This is a genomic window from Paraburkholderia sp. BGA-UO-ETr-F12, from assembly GCF_059567945.1.
Window position 1 is genome coordinate 127,111 of the sequence record NZ_JCAQOZ010000051.1, and the last position, 13,791, is coordinate 140,901.

The 13,791-nt window shown below is 60.4% G+C and carries 11 protein-coding genes; 5 read left to right on the forward strand and 6 right to left on the reverse strand.

Annotation, left to right across the window (positions count from 1 at the left end; translation table 11 throughout):
- The first annotated feature begins 45 nt into the window (after positions 1-45).
- The 4 genes from AC57B6_RS22635 to AC57B6_RS22650 all read left to right on the forward strand — a co-directional run bounded on the left by AC57B6_RS22635 (position 46) and on the right by AC57B6_RS22650 (position 4,040).
- Positions 46-1,113, forward strand: a complete 1,068-nt coding sequence (locus AC57B6_RS22635; RefSeq protein WP_496422145.1) for an OmpA family protein — start codon at positions 46-48, stop codon at positions 1,111-1,113.
- A gap of 6 nt (positions 1,114-1,119) precedes the next feature.
- Positions 1,120-1,743, forward strand: coding sequence for a response regulator transcription factor (locus tag AC57B6_RS22640; RefSeq protein WP_028196098.1), 624 nt, complete (start codon positions 1,120-1,122; stop codon positions 1,741-1,743).
- 258 nt (positions 1,744-2,001) lie between these two features.
- Positions 2,002-3,111 (forward strand): Hpt domain-containing protein, encoded by a 1,110-nt coding sequence (locus AC57B6_RS22645; RefSeq protein WP_496422146.1) that lies wholly within the window; start codon positions 2,002-2,004, stop codon positions 3,109-3,111.
- Entirely contained in the window at positions 3,108-4,040 is a 933-nt protein-coding gene (locus AC57B6_RS22650) for a hypothetical protein (protein WP_496422147.1), read from the forward strand. The genes AC57B6_RS22645 and AC57B6_RS22650 overlap by 4 nt, the downstream gene beginning before the upstream one ends.
- A 113-nt stretch (positions 4,041-4,153) precedes the next feature.
- Here the strand turns inward: AC57B6_RS22650 and acnA are convergent, their stop codons facing one another.
- From acnA to AC57B6_RS22680, 6 genes are all read right to left on the reverse strand, one after another.
- Positions 4,154-6,871 carry an aconitate hydratase AcnA gene (gene acnA / locus AC57B6_RS22655; RefSeq protein ID WP_028196101.1) on the reverse strand — a complete coding sequence of 906 codons (2,718 nt, stop codon included), beginning with the start codon at positions 6,869-6,871 and terminating at the stop codon, positions 4,154-4,156.
- Between the two features lie 45 nt (positions 6,872-6,916).
- A complete protein-coding gene (locus AC57B6_RS22660) occupies positions 6,917-8,368 on the reverse strand; it encodes a bifunctional 2-methylcitrate dehydratase/aconitate hydratase (protein WP_178370527.1) in 1,452 nt (483 codons plus the stop codon).
- A gap of 25 nt (positions 8,369-8,393) precedes the next feature.
- Entirely contained in the window at positions 8,394-8,900 is a 507-nt protein-coding gene (locus AC57B6_RS22665) for a hypothetical protein (RefSeq protein WP_028196103.1), read from the reverse strand.
- Between the two features lie 102 nt (positions 8,901-9,002).
- Positions 9,003-10,190 carry a bifunctional 2-methylcitrate synthase/citrate synthase gene (gene prpC, locus AC57B6_RS22670; RefSeq protein ID WP_496422148.1) on the reverse strand — a complete coding sequence of 396 codons (1,188 nt, stop codon included), beginning with the start codon at positions 10,188-10,190 and terminating at the stop codon, positions 9,003-9,005.
- A 25-nt stretch (positions 10,191-10,215) separates the two neighbouring features.
- Positions 10,216-11,232, reverse strand: a complete 1,017-nt coding sequence (locus AC57B6_RS22675; protein WP_028196105.1) for an HpcH/HpaI aldolase/citrate lyase family protein — start codon at positions 11,230-11,232, stop codon at positions 10,216-10,218.
- A 228-nt stretch (positions 11,233-11,460) separates the two neighbouring features.
- Entirely contained in the window at positions 11,461-12,444 is a 984-nt protein-coding gene (locus tag AC57B6_RS22680) for a malate dehydrogenase (RefSeq protein WP_028196106.1), read from the reverse strand.
- A gap of 505 nt (positions 12,445-12,949) precedes the next feature.
- Here AC57B6_RS22680 and AC57B6_RS22685 point away from each other — a divergent pair.
- Complete coding sequence (locus tag AC57B6_RS22685; protein ID WP_028196107.1) at positions 12,950-13,750, forward strand: GntR family transcriptional regulator; 801 nt, start codon at positions 12,950-12,952, stop codon at positions 13,748-13,750.
- The last annotated feature ends 41 nt before the right edge of the window (positions 13,751-13,791 follow it).

The window sequence follows — 13,791 nt, forward strand, 5'->3', positions numbered from 1 at the left end:
AGCTCGACTTTTCTCAAGTAAACGTGGGCGACACGTAAGGGCACTATGAAATTTCACACAACAATGCTTGCTTGTGCGCTGGTTCTGTCCGGCTGCGCGAGCCAAGCGGAACGTGACCGACTGGGCATCGCAGATCCCACGGTCATGAAGACGGGTATCGGTGCGACGCAAGATCTTGCGGCAGGCGCTGCAACCCCGCAATGGGTCGGCACTTACGCGCCGATCAAGAATCGAGGTGCTGTGTTGGAAGGTCTACAGAGCCGGCTCGACAAACTAGCCACCGACAAGAAAGGCTATTTCCAGGCAAAGGCCCAATGCTGGGTCGATGCCGGACAGCAGGCGTTGCGTGAGCACGATCAGTGGGGATTCGTCGAAGAGGCAATTGGCCAGGCCGCCACAATCACCATCGGTCTCGAACGGGGTACAGCGCTTTCCGCAGCTAACCCGGAGCTGCGTACCGTATCGACGGTGCGGCCGGATTTGTGGAACATTGTCAACGTAATCAAGGCCGACCCGGCTATCGCCAATTGTCCTGAAGCACAACAACCGCTCGCTTGCGCCGAAGTCGAACTGATTCGCGCCGGCCACTATGCATGGACGCGCAACTTCCAGGCCGCTGAGAAGGTCCTGCCGGGCGTTCAGAGCACGCTGCAGAAATCGGCCCAAACAGCGCTTCAATGCGCACAACGGAAACCTGCCGCGCCGGCAGTGCCGCAAAAAATCACGCTGCGAGCGGATTCCATGTTCCGTTTTGATCGCGGCGACGAAGCGGGCATGCTGCCCGGCGGGAAGACGCAACTCGACACACTGGTGACCGGCTTGCAGCGGGCTAGCAATATCGAGAAGCTGAATATCAGCGGCTACACGGATCGGCTTGGCAGCGATGCCTATAACCAGAAGCTTTCGCTTCAACGTGCTCAGACCGTTCAGGATTATCTGCGCAAGCACGGCGTGTCGTTACCGATGTTGGCACAAGGACGCGGTAAGGCAAATCCGGTTGTGCAATGCGAGCAAAGGAATCGCGACGAACTGGTGCGATGCATGGCGCCGAACCGTCGTGTCGAGATTGAGTTGGTGCGCGGTGCGGCACTAAACACGGCTGTCGTGGAGTAAATTCGAATGACTACAATTCTTATCGTCGACGATCATCCGGCCTTCCGGCTGGTGATCAAAACACATCTTACGCAGTTGCTCGGCGTCACCGATGTGATCGAGGCCGAAAACGGCCAGACCGCGGTCGAAATGGCCAGACTTCATACGCCTGATCTGGCCATTCTCGATCTGGACATTCCCCGCATCAACGGGCTGGACGTTATCTCCCGTCTGAAACTGACCTCCCCGCAGATTCGCATACTAGTTCTGTCCGGTCACGATCAGGCGACTTTCGCACCGCGTGCGTTGCGCGTGGGTGCGCAAGGTTACGTCTGCAAGTCGCAGGAAATGCGCGCCATCATGCGCGGTGTAGAGGCCGTACTGGCGGGCTACACGGTATTCCCTGTGATGTCAGAAAGCGCTGATAAGGGTGTGGCCAATGACGAAGACAGGCTCGCGCGCCTATCCGACAAGGAGCTCGCTATTCTTCAAATGCTCGCCAAGGGGATGTCCAACAAAGCCATCGGTGACGCACTGTTCATCAGCGACAAAACCGTCAGCACATATAAAAGCCGTTTGCAGGAAAAGCTAGGTGTCTCGTCGCTTGCCGGTTTGATCGAATTCGCGTCGCTAAACAAGCTGATCGACTGAGTTGTCATGAGTATGGACACCATGAACCAGTCCGATTCCCGAGGGAGCGAGCACGGTCGTACGCGGCAGATTTCGTGCGCCCGCCGCCTGAAATCGATTCGCTACGCTACCGTGGCAGGTGGTCTGCTGGCGTTCACGCTGTTGTGGGCCGTATCGATGCGCGTCAATGCAATGCCTGTTAGTGTCGCGCCCATCGAAACAGGCATATCCCGATTGCCGAGCGTGTTCACGTCGATATCGCACATCTGGTTGATACTGGTGCTCGCGATGATGATCGAGAGCGTCGCGCTGGTGGATCTGTTTCGCTCGCGCACGGTGCAATCGCGCACAAAAAGGCAATGGCCATTGCTCGCTGCCGGGAGCAAGTCGGAGAATCTATTCAGTACGGCGGGCCTGCCGGAACATTCTGTGAGCAACTGTGATTCCACATGTGTGGATTCCCGAACGTTGATCCTCGACGAGAGCGTGAGTGATCCTCGCGCCGTCATCTACCATGCGGTTGCGCAATTCTCTCAAACAGTCGCACCGAACGGGTGTCATCCAAGCATCAGCATCGACGATTCCGTTGCCCCGCGTATCTTGGCTGATGGCGCGCGCCTGGGCCAGATCGTCTTCCACCTGTTGAGTTGGGTCGCGCGTTGGACAGAGCACGCACAGATTGTGGTTGCCGCGCGCGCAGACCCGCTGAACAGCGGCGCACAACGAATTTTCATTAGCGTTGGAGGTATTGACGCAAACGTGTGTCGGATTGTCGAGGCACGGGTTGATTCATTGCTCCCAGCGCCGACAGTTCGGCCCGAGACGGACAAGGAAACCGATCCTGACCTCGCTCGATGCGGACTGTTGGCGCAACGCATGCGCGGTGAATTGAGATTCACAAACAAGGCGGACCGCGAGGTCTACGTCACGTTCAGCGCGCCGTTCACAATCGAACATCGGCATATCGCAGCGGAGCCGTCGTTACCGGGCGCTCAACCGCGACAGCCCGCCGTGGTTGGGCGCGCGGAAGATCAAACGGATCTCTCCGTCGAGCCATTCGATGCTCACTATCTCCACGCTCTTTCAGAAGAAGGCATCGATCTGCCGACGTTTCTAAGGGGTTGGCGTGCCTCGATGAAAGACGATGTACAACGCGTGCGCACCATGCTCAAGCAGATCGATGCGGATGGCCTGCATGCCGCACTACACAGATTGAGCGGCGCCGTGGGTCTGGTCGGGGCGCACAGCCTGATGGCCGCGTTGCGAAACGCGTATGTTGCCGGCGCGCTAGCTGAACCGTCCGCGATCGAACAGCTAGCGCTACGCGCCGAAGCATTGATGAATCAATTCGACGAAGCGGCCGATTCGCATTGGAGCACCTTGCGATGAATCGACCGTTAGCTTTGATCGAAGGCGATCTCGCCGTTCCGCTACCCCTTCCGTTCGACAAGCTGCCGCCGCCGTTTGGCGGCGGTCATTTGCGAGTGGTGCCAAAGCCGGAGCAACATTCAGGTCCGTCTTCGCAAGCCGTGAAGTCGACACAAGCTGTGCCGCCGAAAATGGGCAGACGCTTTCCGCCCGGCGCCAAGATATTGGTGTACAAGGCGCCGCCGCCGCGCGTGGACTCTGGACGTTTCGACGAAGCGCTGGCTGAAGCTAAGCGCTATCAGGAAATGGATACGTTCCGCCCGAGGTCATCGCGTTCGGATCACGTGTACAGCGCGTTGATCTTCGCGGGATGCAGTATTGCGCTTGCGTGGCTGGTCACGACTTGTTCGATGCAGGAGGCGCAGAAAGCGCAGATCGCGAGTGTGTTGCCGGCAACTCAACCGGCAGTCAGCACACCGGCCACGGCGCCGTCGCAACAACCTGTCGCGTCGGTCGTCGCAGATGTTCGTACTGCCTCGCAGAGCGCCGTCGTCGCGACAGCGGCGAACAAAGATACGGTGCGAGTGGCGCCTGTCGGCAACGCCGTATTGCCTCAGGTCGTGCAGTCCGCGAAAGCGGCGAAAAAGGCAAAGACGGCGCGCTTTACCCAAGCCCAGTTAGCCGAACGGCAAGCGTTGGCACGCGTTGTCCGTTCGTCGACGCGGCCTTCCGTGTCGAAGCAACCGGAATGGACTGCGCCGGCGTCACGAGATTCTGACGCGATCGAACGGGCACAGTGGCTCAAATGGGCCAACCAGCAACCGCGCGTTCAAATCACCACGCGTGAGTCGTCGGTGCCAGCCGACACCAACTGGAACGCCCACATGACCCAACGCCGGGTCACCGACAATCCGGATGCCTTTCAGCACGACGATCGTAGTAAGCAGTAAAAGCCCATAAAAAAAGCCCGACCAGAGGTCGGGCTTCTAAAGTCGGCTGCGCCCTCCACAGGACGCAGCCCCTGCAAAACAATTCGCAGTTACTACTCGCGTCAGCTAGTACCTTAAGCAGCCAGCAACGAACGCAGCACGAACGGCAGAATGCCGCCGTGCTTGTAGTAATCAACTTCGATTGGCGTGTCGATACGCAGCAGCACCGGCACACGCTTTTCCTTGCCGTCCTTGCCACGAATCACCAGCGTCACTTCCTGTTGCGGCTTGAAGTCAGCGCCCAGGCCTTCGATGTCGTACGTTTCTTCGCCGGTAATACCGAGCGATTGCACGCTATCCGAGCCCTTGAACTGCAGCGGCAGAACGCCCATGCCGACCAGGTTCGAGCGGTGGATGCGCTCGAAGCTGCGTGCGACCACAGCCTTCACGCCCAGCAGTTGCGTGCCCTTCGCTGCCCAGTCACGCGACGAGCCCGTGCCGTACTCTTCGCCCGCGAACACGATGGTCGGCGTGCCGGCGTCGATGTACTTCATCGCTGCGTCATAGATCGACAATTGTTCGCCGCTCGGCTGGTGAATCGTCAGGCCGCCTTCGACGCGCGAACCGTCTGCCTTCGCCGGGATCATCAGGTTCTTGATCCGGACGTTGGCGAACGTGCCGCGCATCATCACGTCGTGGTTGCCGCGACGCGAGCCGTAGCTGTTGAAATCGGCCTTCTGTACGCCGTTTTCCTTCAGCCACTTGCCTGCCGGCGAGTCTTCCTTGATCGAGCCAGCCGGGCTGATGTGGTCGGTCGTGACCGAGTCACCGAAGATGCCCAGTGCGCGTGCGTTCTTGACCGCAGCGATGCTGTCGGCCGGCGTCATCGAGAAGTCCTTGCCGAAGAACGGCGGCTCAGCGATGTAGGTCGACTTCGGCCAGTCGTAGACTTGACCTTCTTCGCCTTCGATCTTGCTCCACAGGTCGCCCTTCTTGGTCAGCGACGAGTAGTTCTTGCGGAACGCATCGGCGTCCAGCGCGAACTTGAGCAGCGCATCGACTTCTTCGCTGGTCGGCCAGATGTCGCCCAGGTAGATGTCGCGGCCGCCCTTGCCCTTGCCGACCGGCTCGGTCATCAGGTCGCGCGTGATGTTGCCGGCGATCGCGTAAGCCACCACCAGCGGCGGCGAGGCCAGGAAGTTCGCGCGGATGTTCGGGTGAATACGCGCTTCGAAGTTACGGTTGCCCGACAGCACGGCAGCCGCGACGATGTCGTTCTTCGTGATCGCTTCGTTCAGTTCCGGCGTCAGATCGCCCGCGTTACCGATACAGGTCGTGCAACCGTAAGCGGCGAGCGTGAAGCCGAGCTTGTCGAGGTACTTCATCAAGTCGGTCTTCGTCAGGTATTCCGTGACGATGCGCGATCCCGGCGCCAGTGACGTCTTGATGTGCGGAGCGACCGTCAGGCCGGCTTCCACAGCCTTCTTTGCCAGCAAACCAGCAGCCAGCAGCACGCTCGGGTTCGACGTGTTCGTGCACGACGTGATCGCGGCGATCAGGATGTCGCCGTTCTTCACGTCGACGCCGTTGCTCGTCGTGTATTGCGCGTCGAGGTCTTCCGACTTCTTCGCAAAGCCGTTTTCCGCCACGGGCTTCGAGAACAGGTCGCTGAAGGTCGACTTCACGTGACCGATTTCGATGCGGTCTTGCGGGCGCTTCGGACCTGCCAGCGACGGCGTGACCGTGCCGAGATCCAGCGTGACGACCTTGGTGTAGTCGATCTGGCCAGCCTTCGGAATACCGAACAGGCCTTGCGCCTTGAAGTAGTTTTCGAAGGCGGAGATTTCCGCGTCGGTGCGGCCCGTGCCCTTGAAGTAGTCGATGGTTTTTTCGTCGACCGGGAAGAAGCCCATGGTTGCGCCGTATTCCGGCGCCATGTTGCCGATCGTCGCACGGTCCGGCAGCGACAGCGACTTCGTGCCTTCGCCGAAGAACTCGACGAACTTGCCGACAACCTTTTCCTTACGCAGCAGTTCGGTGACGGTCAGGACCAGGTCGGTTGCCGTCAGGCCTTCGCGCAGCTTGCCCTTCAGTTCGACGCCGACCACGTCCGGCGTCAGGAAGTACACCGGCTGGCCGAGCATGCCGGCTTCAGCTTCGATACCGCCCACGCCCCAGCCCACCACGCCGATACCGTTGATCATGGTCGTGTGGCTGTCCGTGCCGACCAGCGAATCCGGGTAGTACACGGTGTCCGCGCCTTCGGCCTTCTTGTGCACGCCGCGTGCGAGGTATTCGAGGTTCACCTGGTGAACGATACCGACGCCCGGCGGCACGACCTTGAACGTGTCGAACGCCTGCATGCCCCACTTCATGAACTGGTAGCGCTCGTTGTTGCGCTGGAATTCCAGTTTCATGTTCAGGTCGAGCGCGTTCTTTTCGCGGAAGTGATCGATCTGCACCGAGTGATCGACGACTAGATCGACCGGGACCAGCGGTTCGATCGACTTCGGATCCTTGCCCATGTGCTTCGCGACACCGCGCATCGCTGCGATGTCGGCGAGCAGCGGCACGCCGGTAAAGTCTTGCAGCACGACGCGCGACACGACGAACGGGATTTCGTCGACACGTGCTGCCGTCGGCTTCCAGTTCGCGAGTTGCTCGATGTGTTCTTCGGCGATCTTCTTGCCGTCGTAGTTACGCAGCACCGATTCCAGCACGATACGGATCGAAACCGGCAGGCGGTCGATCTTGATGTTCAGTGCCTTGCCGAGTTGCGGCAGGGAGTAGAACTTGCCTTTGCCGGAACCGCTGTCGAATTCCTTGAGCGTTTTGTGGAGGTTGTGGGCCATGGTGTTTTCCTTGGTTTGATCGCGGAACTACAGTACTTAACTTGACTAGATGACGTACAGATCGACGTATTCATTGACCGGCATGGCTTCGAGCCGCGCCTGGTCCAGCGACACATCGAGAATCGCCAGTTGTTGCTTGACCGGAAAGCGGCGCGCGAGGTTGGTCTTGAACTTCTCGACCAGCAACGGAATTCCGTCTTCGCGACGACGCTTATGACCGATCGGGTATTCGACTACAACTTCGTCGAACGTCGACCCGTCGTTGAATTCGATCGTCAGTGCATTGGCGATCGAACGCTTCTCCGGATCGTGGTAATCCTTCGTGAACTGCGCATCTTCGACACATTCCATCTTCGCGCGCAGCACATCGATGCGCGTGTCCTGCGCGATCGAATCTTCATAATCCGCGGCCGTCAGGCGGCCATGGATCAACGGCACGGCGATCATGTACTGAATGCAATGGTCGCGGTCGGCCGGATTGTTCAGGGGGCCTTTTTTGTCGATGATGCGGATTGCGGCTTCGTGCGTGCGGATCGTGATCTTCTTGATGTCCTCCACTCGCTTGCCCGCGCTCTGCAATTGCGCGTGCAACGTCATCGCCGCCTCCACCGCCGTCTGCGCGTGGAATTCAGCCGGGAACGAAATCTTGAACAGCACGTTTTCCATCACATACGAGCCGTAAGGGCGCTGGAATTTGAACGCGTTACCCTTGAACAGCACATCGTAGAAGCCCCACGTTTTCGCAGTCAGCACCGACGGGTAGCCCATCTCGCCGGTCTTCGCGATCAATGCGAGCCGCACGGCGCGCGAGGTTGCATCGCCGGCGGCCCACGACTTGCGCGAGCCGGTATTGGGCGCATGGCGGTAGGTGCGCAGCGCGTGCCCATCGACAAACGCCTGCGATACCGCGTTGATCAACTCGTCGCGCGTCAAACCGATCATCTGGCCGACCACCGCGGTCGAAGCCAGTTTCACCAGCAATACATGATCGAGCCCGACTTTGTTGAACGAATTTTCGAGCGCGATACAGCCTTGAATTTCGTGCGCCTTGATCATGCCGATCAACACGTCTTTCATCGTCAGCGGCTGCTTGCCCGCTGCGATGGCACTGCGCGAGAGCCAGTCGGCCGTCGCCAGAATTCCGCCGAGATTATCCGACGGATGGCCCCACTCGGCGGCGAGCCATGTGTCGTTGAAATCGAGCCAGCGGATCATCGCGCCGATGTTGAAGGCGGCCTGAACCGGATCCAGCTGGAACGACGTGCCCGGCACCTTCGCGCCGTTGGGGACGATCGTGCCCGGCACGATCGGTCCCATCAGCTTGGTGCAGGCCGGGTAGGTGAGCGCCTCGAGTCCGCAACCGAGCGTATCGATCAGGCAGTTACGCGCGGTGTCCAGCGCGAGCGTGCTGTCGATCGGGAAATCCAGCACGTAATCGACAATATCGACCAGGACGGAGTCCGGGGCGGGTCGTACGTTGGAAATCGGAGCGGACATCGGGGTGCTTTCCTGATGTAACGGATTAGTTGGTTTTGTTGATCGCGTTGGATTGCGTCGGAGCCGGCGCGCCCTGGATCATCTCTGCCGTCTTGCACTCGTCGGCCAGACGCGAGCTGTCCTTGTCCGAGAACAACATTGCCTTCGTCGGGATCACGACCAGATCCATACCCGATGCGGCGTCGTGGAAACGGTCTGCGCCCGTGGTGGTCGATTCGCGCGGCAGATTGTAGTTTTTGTTCGCCCAGTGAACCGTGACGATCTGGTCACGCTTCATGTCGCCCTTCAGGTCGAAGGCCAGACCTTCGTTGCACGACCACTTGACCGAGCCGTCCGGCACCGGATCGACCTTCGCTTCCTTGGCCGGATTGGCTTTGCGCTTGATCAGGCGCTTCGGTTGCGGGCGCTTAGCCACAGCCTTGGCAGCCGGCTTCGTGGTGGTGGTCGCCGTTTGCGCGACAGCGTCGGTGGCGACGGTCAGCATCGTGGTGGACAGGGCGCCAATCACTGCGGCGATCATCAGTTTTTTCATGGAGAAAACCTTTCTATCTAGTTTCAGTTAAACAGTGCGCGGTTGGCCATCTGGAGAACCGCGAGGTTGAACTGCACGCGCTTTGAAAGCGCACAGCGCCCGCTATTTTCTCCTATTTAGCGGCACGTACTTCAAATTCTCGGGACCGGTGTAATTCGCGCTCGGCCGGATGATCTTGTTGTCGATCCGTTGCTCGATGATGTGCGCGCTCCAGCCTGCCGTGCGGGCGATCACGAACAGCGGCGTGAACATCGCCGTCGGCACGCCCATCATGTGATACGACACCGCGCTGAACCAGTCCAGATTCGGGAACATCTTCTTCGCTTCCCACATCACCGCCTCGAGCCGCTCGGCGATGTTGAACAGCTTCAGGTTGCCTGCTTCCTTCGACAGCTTCTTCGCGACTTCCTTGATCACCTTGTTGCGCGGATCGGAAATCGTGTACACCGGGTGGCCGAAACCGATCACCACTTCCTTGTTTTCCACGCGCTTGCGGATGTCGGCCTCAGCCTCATCCGGCGTCTGATAACGCGACTGGATCTCGAACGCGACTTCGTTCGCGCCGCCGTGCTTCGGGCCGCGCAGCGCGCCGATCGCGCCGGTGATCGCCGAGTAGATGTCCGAGCCCGTGCCCGCGATCACGCGGCCGGTGAAGGTCGACGCGTTGAATTCGTGCTCGGCATACAGGTTCAGCGACACGTGCATCGCGTCGACCCACTCCTTCGACGGCTCCACGCCATGCAGCAGGTGCAGGAAGTGGCCGCCGATCGAATCGTCGTCGGTTTCCACTTCGATGCGCTTGCCGTTGTGCGAGTAGTGGTACCAGTACAGCAGCATCGAACCGAGGGAAGCCATCAGCTTGTCGGCGATGTCGCGCGCGCCCGGCAGGTTGTGGTCGTCCTTCTCCGGCAGCACGGTGCCAAGCACCGACACGCCGGTGCGCATCACGTCCATCGGGTGGGCGGCGGCCGGAATCCATTCGAGCGCGGCCTTGACGTTCGCGGGCAGGCCGCGCAGCGCCTTGAGCTTCGTTTTGTAGGCGGTCAGTTCGGCCTGCGTCGGCAGCTTTTCGTGAACCAGCAGATAGGCGATCTCTTCGAATTCGCACGCGCCGGCGATGTCGAGAATGTCGTAGCCACGGTAGTGCAGGTCGTTGCCGGTCTTGCCGACCGTGCACAGCGCGGTGTTGCCGGCCATTACGCCGGACAGGGCGACCGACTTTTTCGGTTTAAAGGCGCCTTTCGATTCGTTCTCGCCCGGTGCGCCGGCGGTTTGCGTCGTCTCGCTCATTTCCCGCAATCTCCTTTGTACCTGCTCATGATGCGGCTTGCCCGTTAGCGCCCACTTTCGTGAAGAGCGGCGCGGCGTCTTGCGGGACGGCGCGGCCAGTGGATTGCGCGCGACGCAGCACCGACCAGTAATAGCGATAGCTGGCCCGGTCGTGCAGCGTGTCGTGATGGCGCGTCGGTCCCCATTGTGCGGATTGCGCGGCCAGCAGAATCTCGGTAGCGGTGGCGATTTCTTCGTCGCGCGGTGCAAAGGCGGCCACGATCGCCTCAATCTGCGCTGGGTGGATGCTCCACATGCGCGTGTAGCCGAACTCGTTGCGGGCGCGGGCGGCGTCGTTCGCGACCACGCTCATGTCGCGCACTTCGGTGCTGACGTTGTGCGACGGCACCTTGCCGTACGCGTGACAGGCCGCCGAAATCTCGAGCTTCGCGCGCCGCACCAGCGGGTGATCGAACTGACCGGGCGAGCGCATGGCGGTATCGGGAATCGCGCCGTCGTGCGCGGAGACGAAGTCCATCAGGCCGAAGCTCAGCGCCTCGACGCCTGGCAACGCGGCGAGATCGAACACACGCGTCAACGCGCCATGTGTTTCGACCAGTAATTGCACCGGCACCGGCTGGGCAATGCCGAGTTCGCGCCGCGTCGCCTCGATGAACGCGACCATTTCGGCTGCATCGGGGACGTTGCGGATCTTCGGGAGGGTGATGTAAGCAGGCGCGCGTTTCGCGGCGCGCAGAATGAGGCGGACGTCGTCGCGCCAGTGCGCGTGATCGAAGTCGTGAATCCGCACGCCGACGCGGCCAAAGCGGTCATGTTCGCTGCCCAGCAGCGACGCGACCAGCTCCGCGTGCTCGGCTTCCCGGCCTACTTGCGCGCCGTCTTCACAATCGAGCGTGATGTCGAACACCGGGCCGAGTTGCTGCTGCAATGCCAGTGATTTCAGCATCAGCTTCTCGCTGCCGGCGTAGTGATCGCAGGCAGGCAGCACAGCGGGCGGCACTTCGCCGTCAAACAGCACTTCGGCGGGTGTGAGGGCGCGCATCTTCGGCGTCAGGATTCTGGGTGGTCGGGTGAGTAAATCGGATTCGGACGCGTTCTGCCCGGCGATCAGCCGGCCATGCCGCAAAGCGCGTTCGAATCAGAGGCGAATACTGGCACGACAAATTGCGAAGTGAACCGCAATTTCGTGGGGCGTACCTGCATTCGCACGTAAAAAACCGGAACCCGCCGCAACGAAGCTACGGAGTTCCGGTTCATCTGCATCAGGCGCTTAGCCGAGCAGGTGTTGAACGCCTTCGCGCTCTTCGAGCAGCTCGTTCAGCGTGCCGTCCATCTTCTCGCGCGAGAACGCGTCGATTTCCAGACCTTCGACGCGCTTGTACTCGCCGTTTTCGCAGGTAACCGGCACACCGTAGATGATGTCTTCCGGAATGCCATACGAGCCGTCCGACGGGATACCCATGGTGACCCACTTGCCGTTCGTGCCGAGCACCCAGTCACGCACGTGGTCGATTGCAGCGTTAGCCGCCGATGCCGCCGACGACAGGCCGCGCGCTTCGATGATCGCCGCGCCGCGCTTGCCGACCGTCGGGATGAATTCGTTGCGATTCCATGCGTCGTCGTTGATCAGCTTGGTCAGGTCTTGACCTTCTGCGGTTGCGAAGCGGAAATCCGGGTACATGGTCGGCGAGTGGTTGCCCCACACAGCCAGCTTTTCGATCGAAGCGACCGGCTTGCCCGACTTGGCGGCCAGTTGCGACAACGCGCGGTTGTGGTCCAGACGCAGCATGGCGGTGAAGTTCTTCTTCGGCAGATCCGGTGCCGACTTCATCGCGATGTAAGCATTCGTGTTGGCCGGGTTGCCGACCACCAGCACCTTCACGTCGCGGCTGGCGACTTCGTTCAGCGCCTTGCCCTGAACCGTGAAGATTTCGGCGTTGGCCGACAGCAGGTCTTTACGCTCCATGCCTTTCGAACGCGGACGTGCGCCGACGAGCAGGGCAACGTCTGCATCCTTGAACGCAACCTTCGGGTCGTCAGTGATCACGACGCCCGACAGCAGCGGGAATGCGCAATCATCCAGTTCCATCACGACGCCTTTGACGGCGCCTTGCGCTTGCGGCAGGTCGAGCAGTTGCAGGATAACCGGCTGATCCTTGCCGAGCAGATCGCCATTGGCGATGCGAAATAGCAGGGAGTAAGCGATTTGACCTGCGGCGCCGGTGACGGCAACGCGCTTTGCGGGCTTAGCCATTGAGAAATCTCCAGGACGATGCGTTAGACGCTAGGGAAAACGCCATTCTATATGCGCGTTCAGCGAAGCGTTGTGAAACACGGCGGAATTCACTGTTCGCGTACGGCCTCGTAATTTTGCGAGGCTGTGCGGCGCGCTGCGGCAAGACCGCCATGCCGGAAATCTGTACTACTAGCGGGGAAGCGAGGCAGCCTGGTGCCGGTAGCCGCTGCACGGTGCGGGCTCCTGCAAACAGCGCGTTTCGGCAAGCGTCTGACCAAGCGAATGGCGGCGAATCGAAACCTGGACTGCGTGGGAACAGCATGGTGCAGAGTGGCTGCCGGTGCGCTACGGCGCTGCATTGCACAGTGCAAAACAGCCGCCAAAAAACCCGCAAACCCTTGCTCGACAAGGAGTGTAGGAGTCGCCAGACACAAAGTCAACATTATCTTATGTCTTATATAAGACATATCTATTGCGGGGAAAACCCTAGACGCGGCCCAGCCCTTTATGATGAAATGCGCGGATGAATTCGAACCCGGCGAACACCACGAATCCGAGCGGCCATGGGGCCGCGGGCGAGGGTGTATCCGCCGCCTCGACCGCTACATCGCCCACCTTCAGCCCCTTGTATCAGCAGATCAAGGGTTTGATTACGCAGAGTCTCGAAAGCGGCGAGTGGAAGCCTGGCGAGATCATTCCTAGTGAAGTCGAATTGGCGGCCAGATACAAGGTCAGTCAGGGAACCGTACGCAAAGCGATTGACGAGCTTGCCGCCGACAACCTGCTGGTGCGCCGTCAGGGCAAGGGTACTTTTGTTGCAACGCACAATGAAGACCGTGCCCAGTTTCGCTTCCTCAGATTACTGGCCGATGACGGCGCGGAACACCCGCACGTCAGCCGCCTGCTTGAGTGCCGGCGCTTGCGCGCATCGGCGGATATTGCCCGGCAACTCGATCTCAAGCCCGCCGATCCGGTGGTGTTGATCAAGCGCTTGCTGCAGTTCGACGGCGAAGTCACCGTGCTCGACGAAATCTGGTTGCCCGGCGCGGTGTTCCGCGGGCTCACGCTCGAGCGGCTGTCGGAGTATAAAGGTCCCCTCTACGCAATGTTCGAGACGGAGTTCGGTACGCGCATGATCCGCGCCACGGAGAAAATCCGCGCGGTTGCGGCCGAGCCTTCGGTGGCCGATCTGCTGCATGTGCCGGCGGGTTTTCCGCTGCTCTCGGTCGAGCGGGTGTCCTACACATACGGAGACCGGCCGGTCGAGGTGCGCCGTGGTTGGTATGTCACAACCGGGTATTACTATCAGAACGATCTGAGCTGAAGCAGGATGAAAAAGGGCGCCGCGCCCTGCGCGCGCGCCTG

Excerpts from the sequence above, each read along its gene's own strand:
- AC57B6_RS22680 (WP_028196106.1), bottom strand. The coding sequence starts at position 12,444 with ATGGCTAAGCCCGCAAAGCGCGTTGCCGTCACCGGCGCCGCAGGTCAA.
- AC57B6_RS22665 (WP_028196103.1), bottom strand. The coding sequence starts at position 8,900 with ATGAAAAAACTGATGATCGCCGCAGTGATTGGCGCCCTGTCCACCACG.
- AC57B6_RS22635 (WP_496422145.1), top strand. The coding sequence starts at position 46 with ATGAAATTTCACACAACAATGCTTGCTTGTGCGCTGGTTCTGTCCGGC.
- acnA (WP_028196101.1), bottom strand. The coding sequence starts at position 6,871 with ATGGCCCACAACCTCCACAAAACGCTCAAGGAATTCGACAGCGGTTCC.
- AC57B6_RS22675 (WP_028196105.1), bottom strand. The coding sequence starts at position 11,232 with ATGCGCGCCCTCACACCCGCCGAAGTGCTGTTTGACGGCGAAGTGCCG.
- AC57B6_RS22660 (WP_178370527.1), bottom strand. The coding sequence starts at position 8,368 with ATGTCCGCTCCGATTTCCAACGTACGACCCGCCCCGGACTCCGTCCTG.
- AC57B6_RS22650 (WP_496422147.1), top strand. The coding sequence starts at position 3,108 with ATGAATCGACCGTTAGCTTTGATCGAAGGCGATCTCGCCGTTCCGCTA.
- AC57B6_RS22685 (WP_028196107.1), top strand. The coding sequence starts at position 12,950 with ATGAATTCGAACCCGGCGAACACCACGAATCCGAGCGGCCATGGGGCC.
- prpC (WP_496422148.1), bottom strand. The coding sequence starts at position 10,190 with ATGAGCGAGACGACGCAAACCGCCGGCGCACCGGGCGAGAACGAATCG.
- AC57B6_RS22640 (WP_028196098.1), top strand. The coding sequence starts at position 1,120 with ATGACTACAATTCTTATCGTCGACGATCATCCGGCCTTCCGGCTGGTG.